The 20,453-nt window shown below is 74.6% G+C and carries 17 protein-coding genes; 10 read left to right on the top strand and 7 right to left on the bottom strand.

Going from position 1 to position 20,453, the window contains the following annotated elements; genetic code table 11:
- Positions 1 to 28: 28 nt before the first annotated feature.
- A complete protein-coding gene (locus ACR807_RS21070) occupies positions 29 to 1,267 on the bottom strand; it encodes a Fic family protein (RefSeq protein WP_438923080.1) in 1,239 nt (412 codons plus the stop codon).
- Between the two features lie 404 nt (positions 1,268 to 1,671).
- Here ACR807_RS21070 and ACR807_RS21075 point away from each other — a divergent pair, with 404 nt between their 5' ends.
- From ACR807_RS21075 to ACR807_RS21100, 6 genes are all read left to right on the top strand, one after another.
- On the top strand, positions 1,672 to 2,190 hold the full coding sequence (locus tag ACR807_RS21075) for a toxin-antitoxin system HicB family antitoxin (RefSeq protein ID WP_438923081.1): 519 nt from the start codon (positions 1,672 to 1,674) through the stop codon (positions 2,188 to 2,190).
- A 46-nt stretch (positions 2,191 to 2,236) separates the two neighbouring features.
- Positions 2,237 to 3,076: a DUF4097 family beta strand repeat-containing protein gene (locus ACR807_RS21080; protein ID WP_438923082.1), complete on the top strand. Its 840-nt coding sequence runs from the start codon at positions 2,237 to 2,239 to the stop codon at positions 3,074 to 3,076.
- Positions 3,077 to 3,168: 92 nt separating this feature from the next.
- Complete coding sequence (locus ACR807_RS21085; RefSeq protein ID WP_438923083.1) at positions 3,169 to 4,344, top strand: cytochrome P450; 1,176 nt, start codon at positions 3,169 to 3,171, stop codon at positions 4,342 to 4,344.
- Positions 4,345 to 4,413: 69 nt separating this feature from the next.
- On the top strand, positions 4,414 to 5,043 hold the full coding sequence (locus ACR807_RS21090; RefSeq protein ID WP_438923084.1) for an MBL fold metallo-hydrolase: 630 nt from the start codon (positions 4,414 to 4,416) through the stop codon (positions 5,041 to 5,043).
- Positions 5,040 to 7,820 carry a helix-turn-helix transcriptional regulator gene (locus tag ACR807_RS21095; protein WP_438923085.1) on the top strand — a complete coding sequence of 927 codons (2,781 nt, stop codon included), beginning with the start codon at positions 5,040 to 5,042 and terminating at the stop codon, positions 7,818 to 7,820. Before ACR807_RS21090 ends, ACR807_RS21095 begins: the two co-directional genes overlap by 4 nt.
- 611 nt (positions 7,821 to 8,431) lie before the next feature.
- On the top strand, positions 8,432 to 9,040 hold the full coding sequence (locus ACR807_RS21100) for a TetR/AcrR family transcriptional regulator (protein WP_438923086.1): 609 nt from the start codon (positions 8,432 to 8,434) through the stop codon (positions 9,038 to 9,040).
- Positions 9,041 to 9,277: 237 nt separating this feature from the next.
- Here ACR807_RS21100 and ACR807_RS21105 read toward each other — a convergent pair whose 3' ends face one another.
- The 3 genes from ACR807_RS21105 to ACR807_RS21115 form a co-directional block, all read right to left on the bottom strand.
- Complete coding sequence (locus tag ACR807_RS21105; RefSeq protein ID WP_438923087.1) at positions 9,278 to 9,583, bottom strand: hypothetical protein; 306 nt, start codon at positions 9,581 to 9,583, stop codon at positions 9,278 to 9,280.
- Positions 9,567 to 9,806 (bottom strand): DUF397 domain-containing protein, encoded by a 240-nt coding sequence (locus ACR807_RS21110; protein ID WP_438923088.1) that lies wholly within the window; start codon positions 9,804 to 9,806, stop codon positions 9,567 to 9,569. Before ACR807_RS21110 ends, ACR807_RS21105 begins: the two co-directional genes overlap by 17 nt.
- 131 nt (positions 9,807 to 9,937) lie before the next feature.
- Positions 9,938 to 10,813: a Sco1979 family transcriptional regulator gene (locus ACR807_RS21115; protein WP_438923089.1), complete on the bottom strand. Its 876-nt coding sequence runs from the start codon at positions 10,811 to 10,813 to the stop codon at positions 9,938 to 9,940.
- Positions 10,814 to 11,029: 216 nt separating this feature from the next.
- Between ACR807_RS21115 and ACR807_RS21120 the strand changes: the two genes are divergently transcribed.
- Positions 11,030 to 11,863, top strand: a complete 834-nt coding sequence (locus ACR807_RS21120; protein WP_438923090.1) for an SAM-dependent methyltransferase — start codon at positions 11,030 to 11,032, stop codon at positions 11,861 to 11,863.
- A gap of 131 nt (positions 11,864 to 11,994) precedes the next feature.
- On the opposite strand, the gene ACR807_RS21125 is transcribed toward ACR807_RS21120, so the two are convergent.
- Genes ACR807_RS21125 through ACR807_RS21135 form a run of 3 tightly spaced genes read right to left on the bottom strand, consistent with a single transcriptional unit; the run spans position 11,995 to position 14,113 of the window.
- Positions 11,995 to 12,813, bottom strand: a complete 819-nt coding sequence (locus ACR807_RS21125) for an alpha/beta fold hydrolase (RefSeq protein ID WP_438923091.1) — start codon at positions 12,811 to 12,813, stop codon at positions 11,995 to 11,997.
- Entirely contained in the window at positions 12,810 to 13,526 is a 717-nt protein-coding gene (locus ACR807_RS21130) for an SRPBCC family protein (RefSeq protein ID WP_438923092.1), read from the bottom strand. Before ACR807_RS21130 ends, ACR807_RS21125 begins: the two co-directional genes overlap by 4 nt.
- Positions 13,527 to 13,528: 2 nt before the next feature.
- Entirely contained in the window at positions 13,529 to 14,113 is a 585-nt protein-coding gene (locus ACR807_RS21135) for an ArsR/SmtB family transcription factor (RefSeq protein WP_438923093.1), read from the bottom strand.
- 132 nt (positions 14,114 to 14,245) lie between these two features.
- Here ACR807_RS21135 and ACR807_RS21140 point away from each other — a divergent pair, with 132 nt between their 5' ends.
- The 3 genes from ACR807_RS21140 (at position 14,246) to ACR807_RS21150 (ending at position 20,396) form a co-directional block, all read left to right on the top strand.
- Positions 14,246 to 14,965, top strand: a complete 720-nt coding sequence (locus ACR807_RS21140; protein ID WP_438923094.1) for a DUF2306 domain-containing protein — start codon at positions 14,246 to 14,248, stop codon at positions 14,963 to 14,965.
- 664 nt (positions 14,966 to 15,629) lie between these two features.
- A complete protein-coding gene (locus tag ACR807_RS21145) occupies positions 15,630 to 19,691 on the top strand; it encodes an nSTAND1 domain-containing NTPase (protein ID WP_438923095.1) in 4,062 nt (1,353 codons plus the stop codon).
- Positions 19,692 to 19,859: 168 nt separating this feature from the next.
- Positions 19,860 to 20,396 (top strand): DUF2165 domain-containing protein, encoded by a 537-nt coding sequence (locus tag ACR807_RS21150; protein WP_438923096.1) that lies wholly within the window; start codon positions 19,860 to 19,862, stop codon positions 20,394 to 20,396.
- Positions 20,397 to 20,453 lie beyond the last annotated feature (57 nt).

Here is a 20,453-nt window from a genome sequence, read left to right on the forward strand (position 1 = left end):
TCGTCGGGGGGCAGGTCGGGGGAGGTGCTCATGATCCTCGTGGAGTGCTCTCCGGTCGGGGGGACGGGGACGGGGGCCGGCCGTGGTCGCGCGGGTTGCGGGCCAGCAGGCGCAGGACCTTCCAGCACACGAACGCGTTGCCGTGGTTGCGGGTCTTCCAGGGCACCAGGACACCCAGCTCGACCAGGCGGCGGGTGAACCCCGACGCGGCGCGGGGCGTGACGCCGAACCGGTCGCACACCGCGCGGTGGTTCACCACGGGGTAGCCGACGAGGTCGGCGGCCACGAGCGGCAGCGTGCCGGCGCGCGGCAGCAGCCGGGCGTGGTCGTCGGCCAGCAGGCGCAGGCGCGCGATCAGGTCCAGCTGGTGCAGCGCCTGGTCGCGCACGGCGGTCGCGTAGAACTCGACCCACCGGTGCACGAGCCCGGTGCGCACGACCGCGCGGATCTGGCGCTGGTACTCGCCGAGCGCCCCGTTGAGCCACACCGACAGCGGCACGACCTGGTCGCGCACCAGGCCGCTGCGCACCAGCTCCAACGTCGAGAACGCGCGTGCGACGTGGCCGTTGGCCGTGGGGAACGGTTGCAGCACTTCGAGCTGGTAGTGCGCCAACGCGGCCTTGGCGACCCGGGGCTGCCGGCACTCCTCGCCCACCCAGGTGGACCACTGCTCCAGCAGGGCGACCAGGTGCGCGCCGGTGGCGGTGAGCAGGTAGGCGCGCCTGCGGTCGAGGCCGAGCCACCCCGGCGCTGTGCGCAGCACGTCGTGCGCGTCGCCGCCCGTCATGATCGCGCTCATCTCCCCCACCAGGTCCGCGTCCACCGGCGTGCCGTCCCGGACGCGCGCCAACCCGTGGTCGTAGGCCCTCAGGTACGGCTCCAGCGCCCAGGTCGAGCCGGTGCCACCGGGTGGCCGCTCGCCCTGCGCGGCGAGCAGTTCGACCACGAACGCCTCGCGCAGCGGGATGGCCAGCCCGGAGAGCCCGGCGGAGCTGCGGGCGTCGCGCACCTGCGTGGCGCGGACCAGGGCGGCACGCCTCCCGAACCGCTCGGCGGCTTCGTCGAGCCGGCCCAGGGCGTGCTCGGCCTCGGCGCACAGCCGGTACGTCGAGGGCGGGAGCACGAGGCCGGACGGCAGGGGGGACGGCAGGTAGGCGCCTTCCCGGAGCAGCGCGGCCGGCACCCCCGGCAGGCCGGTGACCGGCACGCGCTGCCCCGGCGGGAGCCGTCCTGCGTCCGGGTCGACAGGGTCTTCGTCGTCGTGCACGGGGAAGGTGTAGCAGGCCGGAGAACGATTTGCCTAGTTCCGTTCTCCACATCGGAGAGCTGCGCCCACGGCCCCGCTAGGCCATTAGCGTTAAACCTGTCCCGATTTACCGCATTACTGCGGACAGCTCACGTTGCCGGGCATACGTACAGCTCAGGCCACCTGTCAAGCCCGCCGGGGAGTCGACCGCGGAGATCGACGGGAAATTTCCCGCCTACCTGGACTATTCCAAGCCGTGGAACCGGGACGCCCCATCGGGGCGCACACCGCCCCACCGGGGCGCATTAGAGGGTAATTACCCGAAAGGGTGAAAACGCCTCGACAGCACCGGTCGGACGCCTGCGGACAGGGGCGTGACACCACGGCCGGTTGCTTTGGCAGCACTGTGGTGCCATAGTGGTGCCATGGACCTGACGCCCTACGTCGACAACCTCCGCCGGGAACTCGCCGTCGCCGCCGAGACCGGTGGCGCGGAGGCACGGGCGCTGGCCGAGCGGTTGGTGCTCCCGCTGGAGTCGGCCGCCCGGTTGACGCTGCTCGAAGCGCTGTCCGCCGCCGCCGACGAGATCACCCGGGACCTGGCGCCCGGCAGCGTCGACGTGCGGTTGCGGGGGCGTGACCCGCACTTCGTCGTCTCCGTGCCGGATGGTGCCACCGAGGACCGGGGTGATGCCACCGTGGTGCCGCCGGTGGTGGCCGACGAGGGGCCCGTGACGCGGATCAACCTGCGCCTGCCCGAGCACCTCAAGGCGCGGGTCGAGGAGGCCGCCGCGCGGGAGGGGGTGTCGGTCAACGCGTGGCTCGTCCGGGCCGCCGCGGCCGGGCTCGGCGGGAGCGGGGGGCACGGCGGGGGCGGCAGGGGGAACAGCGGGGGTGGGCGGTCCAGGGGGGCCGGCCAGAGCTACACGGGGTGGGTTCGCTAGCCCCACCTGCGTAAACAGTCGCACGACTCACTCAGAGGGGACAGCCATGCCCGTTTTCGACACGCCCGGACCCGTCGAGGTCGACCTCGACATCGTCTACGGCAGCACCTGGATCACCGCGGGCGACAGCACGCGGACCACCGTCGAGGTCCGGCCCAGCGACCCGGGCGACGACAAGGACGTCAAGGCCGCCGACACCACGACCGTCGAGTTCCGGGACGGCCGGCTGACCGTCCGCACCCGCAGGAGCACCCTCGTCTTCAGCAAGCCCGGCTCGATCGACCTGGTCGTCGAACTGCCCGCGGGCTCCGCCGTCACGGCGCGCGGCCAGCTCGCGAGCTTCACCGGCGAGGGCCGGCTCGGCGAGTGCCGCGTCAAGACCTCCGCCGGCCACATCCGGTTGCAGGACACCGGCGCGCTGGACCTGGAGACCTCCAGCGGCGACGTCGCGGTGGCGCGGGCGACCGGCCGGGTGGAGGTGCGGACCGGTTCCGGCGAGGTGCGCATCGGCGCGATCGACGGGTCGGGCACGGTCAAGAACTCCAACGGCGCCACCCGCCTGGGCGAGGTCACCGGCGAGGTGCGGGTCAACGCGGCCAACGGCGAGGTCGTCATCGACCGCGCGCACGGCGACGTGGTCGCCAGGAGCGCCAACGGCCACATCCGCGTCCACGACGTCGCGCGCGGCTCGGTGACGCTGGAGACCACGGCCGGCGAGCTGGAGGTCGGCGTCCGCGAGGGCACGGCCGCCTGGTTGGACGTGCGCTCCACCGCCGGCCGCGTGCGCAACGAGCTGACCACCTCGGACGGTCCCGGTGGGACGGACGAGCGGGTCGAGGTGCGCGGCCGGACCACCCTCGGCGACATCCTCGTCCGGCGCGCCTGACCGGGCACCGCCACGAGCGCACCACCGCACGAGCGCACGAGCGCACGAGCGCGCACCACCGCGCGACAACCGAAGACCATGGGGGAGAAGACATGTGGGACACGCACCCGCGGCAGTTCTGGCTGCGCGGGGAACGACCGGAGCGGGTCGTCGGGTTCGACGAGGAGCTGGGCCTCTGGGACGCGTACGGCCACCCGGAGGTCGTCGAGGCGCTGGCCGACCACGGCCGGTTCTCGTCCGAGGTGCTGCGGCTGTTCCCGGGCGAGCCGGACCCCGCGCTCACCGAGGGCAACCTGGTCCAGCTGGACCCGCCGGTGCACGACAAGCTGCGGCGGCTGGTGAGCGGCGCGTTCACGCCGAAGGTCGTCGCCGACCTCGAACCGCGCATCGCCCGGCTGACGCACGAGCTGCTCGACCGCGTGGACGGCGACTTCGACCTGGTCGAGGACCTGGCCTACCCGCTGCCGGTCATCGTGATCGCCGAGCTGCTGGGCGTGCCGAGCGGCGACCGCGACCTGTTCAGGGGCTGGGTCGACCAGCTGTTCGAGGGCGACGACCAGTTCTCCCTCACCGACGCCGAGAAGCAGGGCGAGGAGCTGCGGGGCACCGTCGAGCGGCTCGCGCCGATGCTGGACTACCTGCGCGGGCACGCGGCGGAGCGGCGCACCCGGCCGCGCGAGGACCTGCTGACCGCGCTGGTGCGGGCCGAAGTGGACGGTGAGCGGCTGTCCGACACCGAGGTGGTCAACTTCGCGAGCGTGCTGCTGGTCGCGGGCCACATCACGACCACCATGCTGCTCGGCAACACGGTGCTGTGCCTGGACGCGCACCCCGACCAGCTGCGCGCCGTGCGGGAGGACCGCGCCCTCGTGCCGGCCGCCGTGGAGGAGTCGCTGCGCTACCTCACCCCGTTCGCCTCGGTGGCGCGGGCGACGACGGTGGCCACGACCCTGGGCGGCGTGGAGATCCCGGCGGACCAGGTGGTCGTGCTGTGGCCGGCCGCCGCCAACCGGGACGAGCGCCGGTTCGCCGACCCGCACGCCTTCGACGTCCGGCGCGACCCGAACCCGCACCTGGGCTTCGGCCGGGGCGTGCACTTCTGCCTCGGCGCGCCGCTGGCCCGCCTGGAGGGGCGGGTCGCGCTCAACGTCCTGCTGGACCGGTTCCCGCACCTGCGCGCGGACCCGGACCGGCGGCCCGGGTTCATGCCGTCGCCGAACATGGTGGGCGTGCGGTCGCTGCACCTGCTCGTCGACGGGGGTCGTTGACCGGGTGAAGGAGAGCGGCGACCGGGTGAAGCAGTCACGCTGAGCTGCGAAGACGCTACGATCCCGCAGGTGCGCCCACTGGCTCCCGGAGTCCACCAGCTGCTCGGACGACCGCCCCACATGATGAACGCCTACCTGGTGGAGGACGTGCTCGTGGACGCGGGCACCCCCGCCGCCGCCAAGCGCATCACCCGCCAGCTCGACGGCCGCGCCCTCGCCGCGCACGTCGTGACGCACGCCCACCCCGACCACTTCGGGTCGAGCCACGCGGTGTGCGAGCGGTACGACGTGCCGCTGTGGGCGGGCCGGCGGGACGCGGAGGCGATCGAGACGGCCAGCCCGGTGCCCGCCCCCGGTTTCCTGCCCTCGCTGCTCGCGAGGATGAAGATGCCCGACGCGCACCCGGTCGCCCGGGGGCTGCGGGAGGGCGACGAGGTCGCCGGGTTCACCGTGCTGGACTCGCCCGGCCACTCCCCCGGCCACATCTCCCTGTGGCGCGACCACGACGGCGTGCTGATCTGCGGTGACGTGTTCTTCAACGTGCTGCGGCTGTCGGGGCCGCCGAAGTTCCTCACCCACGACGACGAGCGCAACCGCGAGTCGATGCGCCGGCTCGCGGAGCTGCGCCCGAAGCTCGTCCTGTTCGGCCACGGCCGCCCGCTGCGCGACCCCGACCGCCTGGGGCGCCTGGTCGGATGAACACCCTGGAGCGGGACCGGGAACTGGGGCGGATCACCGCGGCGCTGGACTCGGCGGCGCGGGGCGACGGCCGGGTCGTCGTGGTCGAGGGGCGGGCGGGCATCGGCAAGACCCGGCTCGTGCAGGACACCCGGGACCTGGCCAAGCAGCGGGGGTTCGGCCGGCTCCAGGCGGTCGGCGACGCGCTGGAGAGCGCGATGCCGTGGGGCGTGGTGCGGCAGATGGTGGAGCGCTCGGTGTCCCGCTACCGGGGCGAGGTGCTGGAGAAGATCCTGGCCGGGCCGTCGGGCGACGCGCTGGCCGCGCTCGACGCGGCGGCGGCCGACCCGAGCGAGGCGGAGCTGGCCCGCACGCTGCACGCGCTGTGGTGGGTGGCGATCGACCTGTCCGCGTCCCGGCCGCTGCTGATCACGGTGGACGACGCGCACTGGGCGGACCCGCCGTCGCTGCGGTTCCTGGCCTACCTGTCCCGGCGGGTCGCGGACCTGCCGATCGCGCTGGTCGTGGCCACCCGGCCGCCCGACGGCAGCACGGGTCCGCTGGCGCAGCTCAGCGTGGCGAAGCAGGCCGAGCGGCTGCTGCCCCGGCCGCTGTCGCCGGGCGCGCTCGGCGAGCTGGTCGCGGCACGGGGGGCGCGGCCGTCGCCCGGGGTGGTGGCGGCCCTGCACGAGGCGTCGGCGGGCAACCCGTTCCTGGTCGGGGTGCTGGTGGACGAGCTGGACGCGCTGGCGCTGCCGGTGGACGGGCCGGGCACCGCGGAGCGGGTGGCGGGCCTGGGGCCGAGCACGGTGTTCCGCGCGGCGTTCGGCCGGCTGCCCGCCGAGGCGGTGCGGTTGGCCGGGGCGGCGGCGGTGCTGGGCACGGGCGGCGACCCGTGGCTCGCGGGCGCGGTCGCCGACCTGCCCGGTGACGCCCTGCCGGGGGCGGTGGAGGCGCTGGTCGCGGCGAACGTGCTGACCGGCGACGAGCTGGTGTTCGTGCACCCGGTGGTGCGCGAGGCCGTGCTGGCGGAACTGGGCACCGTGGCGCGGGCGGGGCTGCACGCGGCGGCGGCGCGGCGGCTGTGGGAGGCGAAGGCGCCCGCGGACCGGGTCGCCGCGCACCTGGCGCACGCGCCGCGCGGCACCCTCCCGCAGGCCGCGGAGGTGCTGCGGACGGCGGCGGCGGCGCTGCTGGCGGCGGGCGACCCGGACACGGCGGCCTCGCACCTGCGGCGGGCCGTGGAGGAGCACCCGGACGACCCGGGGCTGCGCGCGGAGCTGGGTCGGGCGCTGCTGCGCACCGGTGACGCCGAGCGGGCGCGCCGGGAGCTGCGCACGGCCGCCGCCGAGCTGCCGGACGCCGAGCTGCTGGCCGCCGCCGCGTCCGCGACCGCCGTCGTGGACGGGCCGGAGGCGGCGATCGCCGAGCTGTCCGACGCCGTCGCGGCCCGGGGCCCGGACGCGGGCAGGCTGCACCTGGAGGCGCGGCTGGCGGTGCTGCGGTCGTTCTCGCCCCGGCACCGGCGGACCGCGTCCGAGCACCTGGGCGGCTACGCCCGGCTCGCCGGGCGCACCCCGGACGAGCGGACCCTGCTCGGCCTGCTCGCCCAGACCGGGCGGTACGAGGTGTGGCCCGCCGAGGAGGTGGCGGCCACGTCGCTGCGGGCGCTGTCGCGCGGCGCGTACTTCGACGACGCCACCGGCAGCACGGAGGCGATGGTGGCGTGGCTGGTGGCGCTGATCGCGCTGATGGCCGCGGACGGCGTGGCCGAGGCCGCGCCGGAGGTCGACCGGGCCCGGCGGCGGGTGCGGGCGCACGGCTCGCCCGTGGAGTTCGCGATGGTCGCCAACGCCGCCTCGTTCCTGCACTGGCGCACGGGCGACGTCGACCGGATGACGGCCGAGTCGGAGGGCGCGCTGGCGGCCGTGCGGGACGAGGACCCGGTGCCGCACGTGGTCGCGCTGCGCGCCACGGCCACGCACTTCCTGACCTACGGCGCGTTCGAGCGCGGCGACGCGGCGGGCGCGGGCGCGCTGCTGGCCCGGTTCGACGCGGAGCACACCGAGGCGCCGCAGATCATGCCGACGATCTGGCTGCACGAGCCGCGCGCGCTGGTGGCCCTCGCCCAGGGCGACCCGGGGTCGGCCCGCGCCGAGGCGCACCGGCAGCGCGACGCGATGGCCGCCGCCGAGGTGGACCCGCCGACGATCCCGTGGCGCGACCCGGCGGTGCGGGCGGCGCTGCTGCTCGGCGACACCGCCGAGGCCCTGGAGCTGGCCGGGGAGCAGGTGGTGCTGGCCCGCCGGTGGGGTGCGGCCACGGAGGTGGGCACCGCCCTGCGGCTGCTGGCGCACGCCGACCCGGACCGCCGCGCCGACCTGCTCGCGGAGTCGGTGCGGGTGCTGGAGGGCTCGCCCTCGCGCCTGGCGCTGGCCCGTTCGCTGGTGGACCTGGGCGAGGCGCTGCGCGTCGGCCGGCGGCGCGCCGAGGCGCGGGAACCGCTGCACCGGGGCCTGGACCTGGCCGACGCGTGCGGGTCGACCGCGCTGCGGGCGCGGGCGGTCGAGGGGTTGGAGGCGCTGGGCGACCGGCCGCGCCGGGTGGTGGTGCCGGGCGCGGGGGCGCTGACCGCGAGCGAGCGGCGGGTCGCGGAGCTGGCGGCGCGCGGCCGGGCCAACCGGGAGATCGCGCAGGAGCTGTTCGTGACGCCCAAAACGGTGGAGAACCACCTGGGCCGGATCTACACGAAGCTCGGCATCAGCGGTCGCCGCGACCTGACCCGCGTCCTGACCTGACCCGCGTCCTGACCTGAGCCGCGACCCGGGCCGCGTACCGACTCGGCCCGAGCCGACCCCGATCGGAGGAGGAGTCGCCCGGGGCGGTCCCGGTACACCCGAGTCCGGGCGGGCGGACGTTGCGGGTCCACCCCTCATGACTTCACCGTTTTCGCAGGTCGACCTCGTGCTACGAACGGGCCGCAGGGAGGTGGCCCGCTCCACGGGAGGTGGACCGTGCTGTCCCTGCCGGGCGTCGCCTCGGCCGACCCCGTCCTCGGGACGCCCCAGCCCTGCGCGAAGCTCACCGACGTCACCGGGCCGGACTTCGAGGTCCGCCAGTGCGACGTCGGCGACGTCGACCGGTTCCCCGCCGGTCGGCTGACGACCCGCTCGCGACAGCCCCGCCTCCCCGGGCCGGCTTTCCGCGCACCTCGTGCCCCACGCGCCACATCGAACACGCGTTCGATCCGTCCACACCTGGGGACAAGCCTGTGGACAACTTGATCTCACCTGGTCAGGGTCTGTGCACAGCCGGTCGGGTCGGCCGCGGTCCACCGATCCCCTTCCATCGGCGTGCGATGTACGCCCATCGGTGGAGTCATGCGCGTATCCTGTACGCTTTCGCGGCGATGCCCCGCTCCAAGTCGTTCACCCCGGCCGCCCTCGCCGCCGCCGCGCTGGCCGTCGTCGACCGCGACGGCCTGGGCGCGCTGTCCATGCGCGCGGTCGCCGCCGAGCTGGGCCTGGGCACCATGTCGCTGTACCGGTACGTCGCCGACCGCGCCGAGCTGGAGGCCCTCGTCGTCGAGCTGGTGCTGTCCGGCGTGGACGTCGTGCCGCCGCGCAACGCGCTGTGGGACAAGCAGGTCTCGGTCCTGTTCGAACGGCTCCGCGAGGCCGTGGGCGGGCACCCGGACGCCGTGCCGCTCGTCCTGGCGCACCGGCACCGCTCCCCGAGCGCGCTGCGCTGGGGCGAGGCCGTGCTGGAGGTGCTCACCGGGGCCGGTTTCGGCGGCGTGGAGCGGGCGATCGCGGGACGCGCCCTGCTCGGCTACCTCATCGGCGCGGTCGAGCTGGAGCACCGGAGCCCGCCGGGAACGGGTGCGGGGGCGGTGGACGCGGTGGCCGCGGAGCACCCGCTGCTGGCCGAGACCGCGAACGCCGCGCGGGCGGTGCCGCCGGTCGACGAGTTCCGGCGCGGGCTGATGGTCGTGCTGGCCGGGCTGCGCCGCCCCTGACCGGGAAACCGGCCGCGCGGGGCGGGTGACAGCGGGGCGGGGTGACAGCGACGCGGGGACCGAAGCCGACCTCGGTCCCCGCGCCGATCGCGACGAACACGGAGTTGCGCTCCGAGCGTGGCGTCGACATCGGGCGCGGAGTCGACTCCCGCTGCGTCTCCAGGTCAGGTTCGCCGGTGAGGGGCCTGGGGGGCACCCCTCGGCCCGTCCGCCACCGCGGCGCGGACGGGTGGTCCGTCAGGCGATCCGGTCGTCGGGCAGTTCGAGCAGCTCCTCCAGCACGCTCGTCGCCGGACCTCGCCTGCGCCAGGAGAAACGACTGGGGGACAGGACGTTCACCTCGTCGGCGGGCATCCTCATGGCCACCGCGTCGTCCTCGGTGTGCAGGCGGACGACGTCGATGACGGCGTGGTGCGCCCGCACCCCGACCACGGCCGCGAGCTCTCCCCTGGCGTCCCGCGGGTGGAGGAACTGGAAACCGCGCGCGATCAGCTCGCGCAGCTGGAAGGTCGTGCGGGAGGGGTGGTCAGTCGAGGAGGTCATCGAACTCCCCGTCCCTCGCTCCCGCAACGAAAGCCGCGATCTCGGCACGGGTGTAGACCAGCGCCGGGCCGTCGGGGAAGCGGGAGTTGCGCATGGCGATGTCGCCGTCGCCGAGCCTGGCGAGTTCCACGCAGTTGCCCAGCTTGCCGCTGCGGGCGCTCTTGCGCCACGACACGTTGACGAGCTCGGCCGCGGACATGCCGTTGTGGACTCTGCCGACCATCGACGCCACCCTCCACGAGAAGTGGTGCATCTGCACGTGCACCTGGCTGTGCACAGACGGTAGCAGTGAGCCACGCACGGGTAAATGCACGTGCAGATGCAGGGTGAAATCTCCCCCGGACGGAGGACCCCCTACAGCTCCGCTCGGACCTTCGCGAGGAACTGGCGGCTGCGGTCGGGCGTCTCCGCGTCGACCGTCAGCCGGTCGAAGACCCGGCTGTAGATCTCCAGTTCTTCCAGCTTGTCGAGGTACAGCGCACCCGCGAGGTGCTCCAGGTACACGATGTCCGGCAGGTCGGCCTCACCGAACCGCAGCATCGTGAACGGACCCTCCGCTGCGTAACCGCTGAGCTGGTACGGAACGATCTGGAGGGTGACCGGACCCTCTTTGGTCACCGACAGCAAGTGGTCGAGCTGCCGGAGCATCACCGCCCGGCCGCCGATGGGCCGGCGCACCACCGACTCGTCGATCACCGCCCACACCCGGGGAGCGCCCGGTCGGGCCAGGATGCGCTGCCGCTGCATGCGCAGCGACACCCGGCGCTTCGCCGCCGGCCCGGCCAGCTCCGGCCGACCGCTGCTCACGACCGCCGTCGCGTACTCCTCGGTCTGGAGCAGGCCCGGCACGAACTGGGTCTCGTAGGTGAGGATGCGCACCGCCGCCTCCTCCAGGCCCACGTAGTCCTGGAACCAGTCCGGCAGCAGGTCCGAGTAGCGGTGCCACCAGCCCGGCGAGTTCGACCGCCGCACCATCCCCAGGAACTTCGCGCGGGCGTCCTCGTCGGTGACGCCGTACATGGTCAGCAGGTCCTGGACGTCGCGCTCCTTGAGCCCGACGCGGCCCAGCTCCATCCGGCTGATCTTCGACTCCGAGCCCCGGATCGCGTACCCGGCGTCCGCGCGGGTGATCTCGGCCGCCTCGCGCAACCTGCGCAGTTGGGCGCCGAGCACGATGCGCAGCGCGGTCGGACCGCTGTCCCGTTCGGGCGTCGGCTCTACCGTCACCATCGCCACTCCTCCCGACCGTCGTGCCCCGTCCACCCGAACAGCGGTTGCGCGCGAGGTGGGCGAACTCGCATCGTCACTGAACGTACACCCCCGATCTCGCCGTCACGCGTACCCGAGGCCCGCTCACTCGTCGAGCCCATACCCTTACGCCGAGCGGACTGTGACGCGGTGCACACAACATCGCCCCTTCTCCCCCCGTAATGCGAGGTCAACACAATGTCGGGTACGTCCTCGGACGCCGCCGCCCCGGTCTACATCGACACCACCAAGGCCAGTATCGCCAGGGTTTACGACGCCTTCCTCAATGGCAAGGACAACTACGAGATCGATCGCCAAGTGCTGCGCCAGGTGCAGCAGGTGGCGCCCGAAGCGGCCACGCTGGCCGTGGACAACCGCAGCTTCCTCATCCGCGCCACCCGGTTCGTCGCGAGCCAGACGGGCATCACCCAGTTCCTCGACTGCGGCTCGGGCCTGCCCACCGCCGAGAACACCCACCAGGTGGCCCAGCGCATCAACCCGGACGCACGAGTCGTCTACGTCGACAACGACCCGGTGGTGCTGGCCCACGGGCGCGCACTGCTGGAGGAGAACGACCAGACGCACTTCTCGGCGGCCGACATCTTCAAGCCCCAGGAGATCCTGAACGACCCGGTGGTGCGCAAGCACATCGACTTCTCCGAGCCGATCGCGTTCTTCCAGATGGGCACGCTGCACCACTACAACGGCACGTCGCCGACCACGGCCGAGATCATGGCCGAGTACGTCGACGCCCTGCCGTCCGGCTCCTTCGTCGGCATCTCGCACTTCCTGGACCCGGAGACCGAGGAGCACTCGGCGATCGCGCGGCGGATGGAGGAGACCTTCCTGCACTCGCCGATGGGCAGCGGCCGGTTCGCCACCATGGGCGAGCTGCACGGGCTGTTCCGCGGCCTGGAGATGGTCGACCCCGGCATCGCCATCTGCGCCGACTGGTGGCCGGACGGCCCGCGGCTCAAGGAGCTGGACGCGGTGAGCTACTGCATCGCGGGCGGGGTGGGGCGCAAGCCGTAGCCCGACGGCCGCAGCTCGACGACGGCCGCGCCCGCGCGCCTCCGGGGCGGTGGGCACGGGCGCGGCCGTTGACGTGCACGATCGGTCCACAGTGGACAAGTCTGCTGTGGACCGACGGGGTGCGGGCGCTGTCAGCGGGTGAAGAACTCCACCAGGACCGGCGCGGTGGCGGCGGCTTTCACCATGTGCGTCTGTCCGGGCAGGACGGTCAGCTCGCCGTGCGGCAGGGCGTCGGCCAGGTGCCGCTGCGCGGTGCGCAGGTACTCCGGGCTCTTGCCGCCCGCGATCACCAGCGCCGGCACCCGGGCGCCCGCCCAGCGGTCCGCGGCCGGCGGGGTGCCGCGCTGGAACTCGCCGACGAGCGCAAAGTCGTTCGGCAGCGTGTGCGCGACGGCCTTGAGCTTCCTCCACGGCGGCAGCAGCGGGAACAGCGCGACCACGAGGCGCGGCGTGCCGACGTAGCGCATGAACAGCGCGACCGCCTCGCCCCGGCGCCCCTCGGCCACCGCCCGCTCCACCCTCGCCGGCAGGTCGGGGTCCATCGGCGCGCGCGAGCCGTCGACCACCATCGGCGACTCGTAGACCGCGATCCGCCGCGCCGCGACGCCCCGGTGCGCGGCCTCGGCGACCAGCGTGCCGCCGGAGGACATGCCGAACAGGTGCGCCGACCCGCCCGCCTCCTCGACCAGGGCCGCGATGTCCTCCACCTCCCGCCGCACGTCGCGCTCCGCCCCGCCGCCGCTCCCGCCCCGGCCGCGCCGGTCGTAGGTGTAGACGGTGAAGTGGCCGGCGAGCGCCTCGGCGAGCGCCCGCGACGGCCCGAACCCGCGGTGGCACAGCGCGCCGTCCACGACGACCAGCGCCGGGCCGGAGCCGGTGCGGCTGTACGCGATGGCGGTGCCGTCCTCCGAGTGGACCGTGCCCGTGGTCGTGCCCGCGGTCGTGGTCATGCCGTCTCCCCCAGCCAGGCCGACCAGGTCCGCTCGTCGCGGTGGTCGTCGGTGAACACGTGGTGCATCGCCGTCACCGAGGCGGGCATGCCCCGGAAGAAGCGGTAGAGGGCGCCGTCGGTGCGGATGCCGACGGTCTGCCCGTTCGCGAAGTACACGACGCCGGGCATGCCGTCGAGCACGACCTCGTCGCCGGTCCGCGCCGCCCGGTCCAGGCCGAGCCGCCGGCCCAGGGCCGTGCGGAAGGCAGGCCAGTCGTCGACGGCGGGCCCGAACGCGGTGACCGGCCGGGCCGCGCGCCCGGCGAAGTGCCGCAGGTAGGCGACGAGGGTCCGCCGGAACATCTCCCCGCCCGCCGACATGGCCTCGAACTCGTCCGCCCAGTCGTCGCCGGGCAGGAAGCCGCTGGTGACCACGCGCAGCACGGTGCTGCCCCGGTCCCGCCCCTCGATCAGGAACTCGTAGGCGACGAACCGCCCGTCGGGCTCCTCCTCGCCGCCGTAGGCGAGGCGCTCGCCGGGCTCCCACGCGGTGACCGGGTGGGTCGGCCGGTACCCGCCGAACGCCTGCCTCACCGCGACGCCGGGCTCGACCTCGTTGGTCCCCATGAACCACGAGTCGATGCCGGGGCCGGTCGCGACGGCCTCCCACACCTGCTCGGGCGTGACGCCGGGGAGGTCCGCCTCGTCGACGGCCTTGAACGCGTGACCCACGGTCACTCCTTCGGGATGCTGGGGTGGACGGCGACGACGACGCGGTGCGGGCGACCGCCCCCGGCGTCCTCGTCGTGGTACTTGGCGACCAGGCCGGTGACGGCGACCGCCAGCTCCTCGGCGAACGCCGCGCGGTCGGCCGCGGAGGCGAAGCGGACCTCGCCGTCGAGGGCGAAGGTCGCGACCCGCTTGCCGGCCTTGGCGGACCCGGTGAGCAGGTTGCCGACGTCGCGGACCAGGCGGGCCGCGACGGCCAGCAGCCAGCGGGCCGAGAGCCGGTCGGGCGCGCGCTCCGGGTCGGGCTGCACGGCGGCCAGCGCGACCGGCGAGATCACGTAGGACGCGGCCGTGGCGCGCATGACCCGCTCGGTCATGTTGCCCCGGCGGCGCTCCTCCGCGAGCTCCACCAGCCCGTGCTGCTCCAGCGTGCGCAGGTGGTAGTTGACCTTCTGCCGGGGCAGCCCCACCTTGGCCGCCAGCGTGGTCGCCGAGTTCGGCTCGACCAGTTCGGCCAGCAGCCTCACCCGCACCGGGTCCAGCGTCACCTCGGCCGTGGCCGGGTCCTCGATCACCGCTACGTCGAGCATGGGGGAACCCTCCCACCGACAACTTGAGCTGTCAAGACAAAGAAGTTTGTCGGTGGACCCCGGTGCGCCGCTGACGGGGGTCGGTGCGCGAACGGTGCGCGGCCCGTCAGCGGCACCCGCCACGGTGGGCCCATGGGGAAAGCAACGTGGTACCGGCGGCCCTGGGTCGGGCCGCTCGGGTTCCTGGTGGTGGCGTTCGTGGCGTTCTCGCTGCCGCCCTACCTGACCTTCGACCCGGCGCTGTCGCGGGTCCCGGTGCCGGAGCGGCACGCCTGGTACTACCCGGCGCTCGCCGTGCACGTCGTCTTCGGCTCGGTGGCCATCCTGACCTGCGTGTTCCAGGTGTGGCCCGCGTTCCGGCGGCGGTACCCGGCGTGGCACCGGCGGCTCGGCCGCACCTACGTCTTCGCGGGCGTGCTGCCCGCCGGGGTGCTGGCGCTGGCCATCGGCGCGGTGACGCCGTTCGGCCCGGTCAACCGGGTGGGCAACGTGCTCCAGGCGGTGCTGTGGCTCGCGTTCACGGTGGCGGCCGTGCGGATGGCGCGGCAGCGGCGGGTCGCCGACCACCGGCGGTGGGCGCTGCGCAGCTTCGCGCTCACCGTCGCGATCATCTCGAACCGGTTCTGGGCGGTCCTGTTCTCGCTCACGCTGCCCGCCGAGCTGGACACGGCGTTCGGCGGCAGCGAGGTGGCGCTGGCCCAGGCGATCTCCGGGCTGTCCGGGTGGCTGGGGATGCTCGTGCCGCTGCTGGCCGTCGAGTGGTGGTTGGAACGGGACCGGGCACGCGGGCGCGGTCGCGGTCCGCGGGCGAAGCCGGAACCGAAGCCGGAACCGGAGGTGGTCGCCGGGTGAGAACGGCGCGGCATTCCGCGCACACCCGGAATCCCGCTCGTCGGGCCGTCGCGCTCGAACGGCGGCCCGTTTTCCGACCGGTGTGGCGCGAACTCGCCGGCGGGAACGCGCCGGTAGGAACAGACACGCCCGAGAACCGTCCCGGCGCCGGAACACCCCCGCGCCGGACTCCCCCTCACACGGGACTAGACCGAGGTCGGGGCGGTGGTCCCGGCGAGCGGCGCCGGCCCCGCCCCGGCCCGATCCCGCCGGTGGCCGTCGAGGACGGTCCGCGGGATCGGGCGGACCCGTGCTCCACCGGTGACATCCCGGTCCTCACGGGCCGTGACCGGCGCGACGCCGATCGGGTCAGCCGCGGTCGAGGTCGGCACGACAGGTCGCTGAACCGTTCCACCGACCCGGCGCGTTCGGCGCCGTCCGCTGAGAAGACCCCCAGGACCCCTCAGCGGGGAATCTGCCGCCACTTCCGTTGGTTGTCTGCGAAACCACTTGGACCGGTCCCTCCGCACAACTCGACGACGCCACCGGAACGTCTTCGACAGCTTGTCAGCACAAGTCGTTAGGGTGGACTTCCTGGAGCACCACCGGTCCACGAACGACCTGTTCACGCGCTCACACCTGGTTTTCCGGTCCGGAAGACCGGACCCGAGGAGGCACGCCGCGGATGGCTGGTTCCGGTCAGGGGTCGGGTCCCCGCACCGTCTTCGCCGAGCGGTTCGCGCTGCTCTACGCCGAGGCGGGCGACCCCCCGCTGAAGCGGGTGACCGAGTCCGCGACCCGCGCCCGGCGCACCGACGAGCGCGGCAGACCGGTCCGGGCGACCGCCCAGCGGGTCAGCGACTGGCGGCGCGGGCGCAACGTCCCGGCCCGGTTCTCGGCACTCTCGGTAGTCCTGGAAGTCCTCATCGGCGAGGCCCGCAAGGCCCGCCCGCAGCCCCCCGTGGCCGGGTTGTACGACCTGGACGCGTGGCGCGCGCTGTGGGAGGAGGCGCTGGCGAGCCCGGTGTCGACGGGCGCGGACGAGGAGCCGCCCAGTTCCGGGGAAATCGGCGTCTGCCCCTATCGGGGACTGGCCGCTTTCCAGGCGGAGGACTCGAACTGGTTCTTCGGCCGGGAACGCAGCACGGCCGCTCTCGTGTCCCGATTGGGGAGCGCCGCGGAAACCGGCGGAATAGTGATGCTGGTCGGCGCTTCGGGCGCCGGGAAATCGTCCGTGGTGCGCGCCGGCGTGATACCGGCCATCCGCGACGGCGCGCTCGCGGTGCCGAATTCCGAGAAATGGCCGACGGTCGTCGTCACGCCCGGCGCGGACCCGGTGGAGGAGCTGGTCCGCGCGGTGCCGGAGCTGACCGGCGTGCTGGACGTGGCGATCGGCCTGGAGGGCATGGACGCCGAGGTGCCCGCGTTCGGCCAGGGCGGGGTGGACACCTACCTCGGGCAGGCGCTGATGGGCGTGCTGCGGTTCGCCGCGCAGATCCGGGCGGCCTTCGCGGCGTACGCGGCGCGGCACGGCGCCGACCGGGTCGTGGTGGTGGTCGACCAGTTCGAGGAGGCGTTCACGCTGTCCCGGGACGAGCTCCGGGTGCAGGTGCTGGTGCAGGCGCTCACCGTGGCGTGCACGCCCGCGACCCCCGGCGGCACGCCCCCCGCGCTGGTGCTGGTGGGCGTGCGGGCCGACTTCTACGGCCGGTGCCTGGCGTTCCCGGAGCTGGCCGACGCCCTCCAGGACCGGCAGATGGTGCTCGGCCCGATGACGTCGGCGGAGCTGCGCGAGGCCGTGTCCCGGCCGGCGAAGGCCGCCGGGCTCCAGCTGGAACCCGGCCTGGTCGAGCTGATGCTGCGCGACCTGGGCGTGCGCAGCGGGCGGGCGCAGACCCGCGGCGGCCAGGGCGCCTACGACGCGGGCGCGCTGCCGCTGCTGTCGCACGCGCTGCTGGCGACGTGGCAGCGGCGGCAGTCGGGGAAGCTCACCATCGCGGGCTACCGGGCGGCGGGCGGCATCCAGGGCGCGGTGGCGGCCACCGCGGAACGGGCGTGGGCGGACCTCGCGCCGGGCGCGCAGCTGGCGGCGCGCCCGCTGCTGCTGCGGCTGGTCCGCGTCGGCGAGGACACCCAGGACACGCGCCGCCGCTCCACCCGGCACGAGCTGGTCGACCAGGCCGCGGACCGGGCGGCCGGCGAGGAGGCGCTGGAGGTGCTGGCCCGCGCCCGGCTCGTGACGCTGGACGCCGGCTCGGTGGAGATCACGCACGAGGCGCTGCTCCAGGCGTGGCCCCGGCTGCGCAGCTGGATCGACCAGGACCGCGAGGGCCAGCTGCTGCGCCAGCGGCTGGAGGAGGACGCGGCGACGTGGGCGGCCCAGGACCGCGACTCGTCGCTGCTGTACCGGGGCGCGCGGCTGGAGACGGCGCGGCACTGGGCGGACGCGGCCGGGCCGGAGGGCCTGACCGGCACCGCGCAGGACTTCCTGGCCGTCTCGACGCAGCACCGCAGGCGCGCCGCGTGGGCCAGGCGGGCGGCGGTGGCGTGCGTCGTCGTGCTCGCGGTCATCGCGGGCACCGCCGCCGTGCTGGCCGTGCGGCAGCGCGACGACGCGGTGTTCCGGCAGGTCGTCGCCGAGGCCGACCGGCTGCGGGAGAGCGACCCGTCGCTGTCCGCGCAGCTCGACCTGGTGGCGCACCGGATGCGCCCGGACGACCCGGACGTGCGCACGCGGCTGCTGTCCACGCAGGGCTCGCCGCTGTCCGCCCCGCTGGAGGGCCACACCGGCGCGGTCTACCTGACCTCGTTCTCCCCGGACGGCAGGACGCTGGCGTCGGCCAGCTACGACGACACCGTGCGGCTGTGGGACCTGCGGGACCCGGACCACCCGAAACCCCTCGGCTCGCCCCTGGTCGGCCACCGCAGCTGGGTGACCTCGGCGGTGTTCTCCCCCGACGGCCGCACGCTGGCCACCGCGGGCGACGACGCGACCGTGCGGCTGTGGGACGTGACCGACCCGGCGAACCCGCGCTCGCTGGGGCAGCCGCTGGCGGGCGGGAACGGCACGGTCTACCTGCTCGCGTTCACGCCGGACTCGCGGACGCTGGTCACGGCGAACGCCGACCACACGGCCCGGCTGTGGGACGTGACCGACCCGGCGCGGCCGGCGCGGCTCGGCGACCCCCTGGGCGGGCACACCGGGCAGGTGCGCTCGGTGGCGTTCAGCCCGGACGGCTCGCTGCTGGCCACCGGCGGCGACGACCGGACCGCGGTGATCTTCGACGTGCGCGACCCGGCGCGACCGAGGCAGCTCGGCGGGACGATCACCGGGTTCGACGGGATCGTGCGCTCGCTCGCGTTCAGCCCGGACGGGCGGGTGCTGGCGGCGGGCAGCGAGGACTGGTCCGTGCGGCTGTACGACGTGGCCGAACCGGCGGTGCCGCGCTCGCTGGGCAGGCCGATGACCGAGCACACCAGCGGCGTGTGGTCGGTGGCGTTCAGCCCGGACGGGCGGGTGCTGGCCTCGGCCAGCCACGACGGCACGACCCGGCTGTGGAACGTCACCGACCCGACGCACCCGCTCCAGCTCGGCCGGCCCCTGAGCAGCCGCAGCGGCCCCGTGTACGCGGTGTCGTTCAGCCCGGACGGGCTCACCCTGGCCACCGGCGGCAACGACGCCGCGGTGCGGTTGTGGTCCCTGCCGCGGGACGTGCTCGTGGGCCACGCGGCGCGCACCACCGGGCCCCTCGTCCTGCCCGGCGGGCGGCACCTGGTGTCGGCGGGCGAGGACCGGCTGGTGCGGGTGTGGGACACGACCGCGGCGGGCGGGCCGGTCCCGGTCTGGAGCGCGGACCACGGCGCGCCGGTGTGGGCGACGGCGCTCAGCGACGACGGCCGCACGCTCGCCACCGTGAGCGACAAGGTCGTGCGGCTGTGGGACCTCGCCGACCCGGCGGCGCCGCGACCGCTGGGCGGGTCGATCGAGCCGGGCACCCGGTACAGCTCGCCGGTGGCGTTCAGCCACAGCGGCCGGGTGCTGCTCACCGGGCACGACGACGAGACCGTGCAGCTGTGGGACATCGCCGACCGGGAGCACCCGGTGCGGCTCGGGCAACCCCTCGTCGGGCACGAGGGGTACGTCTACTACGCCGGGTTCACGCCGGACGACCGGACGCTGGTCACGGCGGGCGCGGACCAGACCGTGCGGCTGTGGAGCACCGCCGACCCGGCCGGCGCGCAGCCGCTGGGGCAGCCGCTGACCGGGCACTCGGGCGCGGTGCGCGCGGGCGACATCAGCCCGGACGGCCGGACGCTGGTGACCGCCGGGGACGACAGCTCGATCCGGCTGTGGGACCTGAGCGCGCCGAACCGGGTGCGGCAGATCGGGTCGCCGATCACCGGGCACGTGGAGAGCGTGGTGGCGGTCGAGTTCAGCCCGGACGGGCGGACCCTCGCCTCCGGCGGCGGCGACCGCACGATCCGGCTGTGGGACGTGCGCACCCCGCTGCGGCCCGCGCCGCTGGGCGAGACGGTGACCGGGCACGACGGCGCGCTGCGCGACCTGGAGTTCTTCCCGGACGGCACGCGGCTGGGCTCCAGCAGCACGGACAGCACGATCCGGGTCTGGGACCTGGACCCGGGGCACGCGGAGGACCGGATCTGCGCGACGACGCAGGGGGTGCTGCCGGAGGACGAGTGGCGCGAGCACCTGCCGCAGCTGGACTACGAGCCGCCCTGCCCCTGACGGCCGGCCCCCCGACGCCCGGCCCCCCGACTGCCCCGCACCTGACCGCCCCGGTCGGCCCGCTGCCGGCGGGGACCCCGAACCCGCGCGGGGCCGGACCGCACGGAAGCCCGCCGGCGGGCACCGGTTTTCGTGGACTTCCCCCGGGTTGTGACTAGGTTGCCGGACATGCGTCTTCTTTCCAGGGTGGGGAGCCCCCGGGCGGCGATCGCGGCCTTGACCGGCGTCACCGCGCTCTACATGGTCCTCGTCGCGTTCGGGAACATCACCGACTACGAGACCAACCACGCGTTCGTGCAGCACGTGTTCGCCATGGACACCACGTTCGGCTCGCCCAGGACGTCGTGGCGCGCCATCACCAGCCCGACCCTCGTCACCATCGCCTACGTGCTGATCATCGCGTGGGAGGTGGTGGTCGCCCTGGTGATGGTGGCCGCGCTGGTGATGTGGCTGCGCCGGCGGGACGCGGTGGCCCGGCAGCTGTCGTCGACGGGCTGGGTGATGCAGGCGCTGCTGTTCGGCGCGGGCTTCATCGCGATCGGCGGCGAGTGGTTCGTGATGTGGCAGTCGAAGGACTGGAACGGCCTGGCCCCGGCGTTCCAGAACTTCGTGGTCGCCGGCCTCGGCCTGGTCCTGCTGCACTCGGCCCGGACCGCCCCGGACGACCGCGCCCGCACGCCGCACGACCGACCCGGGCACGACTGACCGGGGCACGACTGACCGGGGCACGACCGACCCGGGCACGACCGGGGCGGGACCCGC

Source organism: Saccharothrix sabaoui (genome assembly GCF_051756985.1).
GTDB lineage: Bacteria > Actinomycetota > Actinomycetes > Mycobacteriales > Pseudonocardiaceae > Actinosynnema.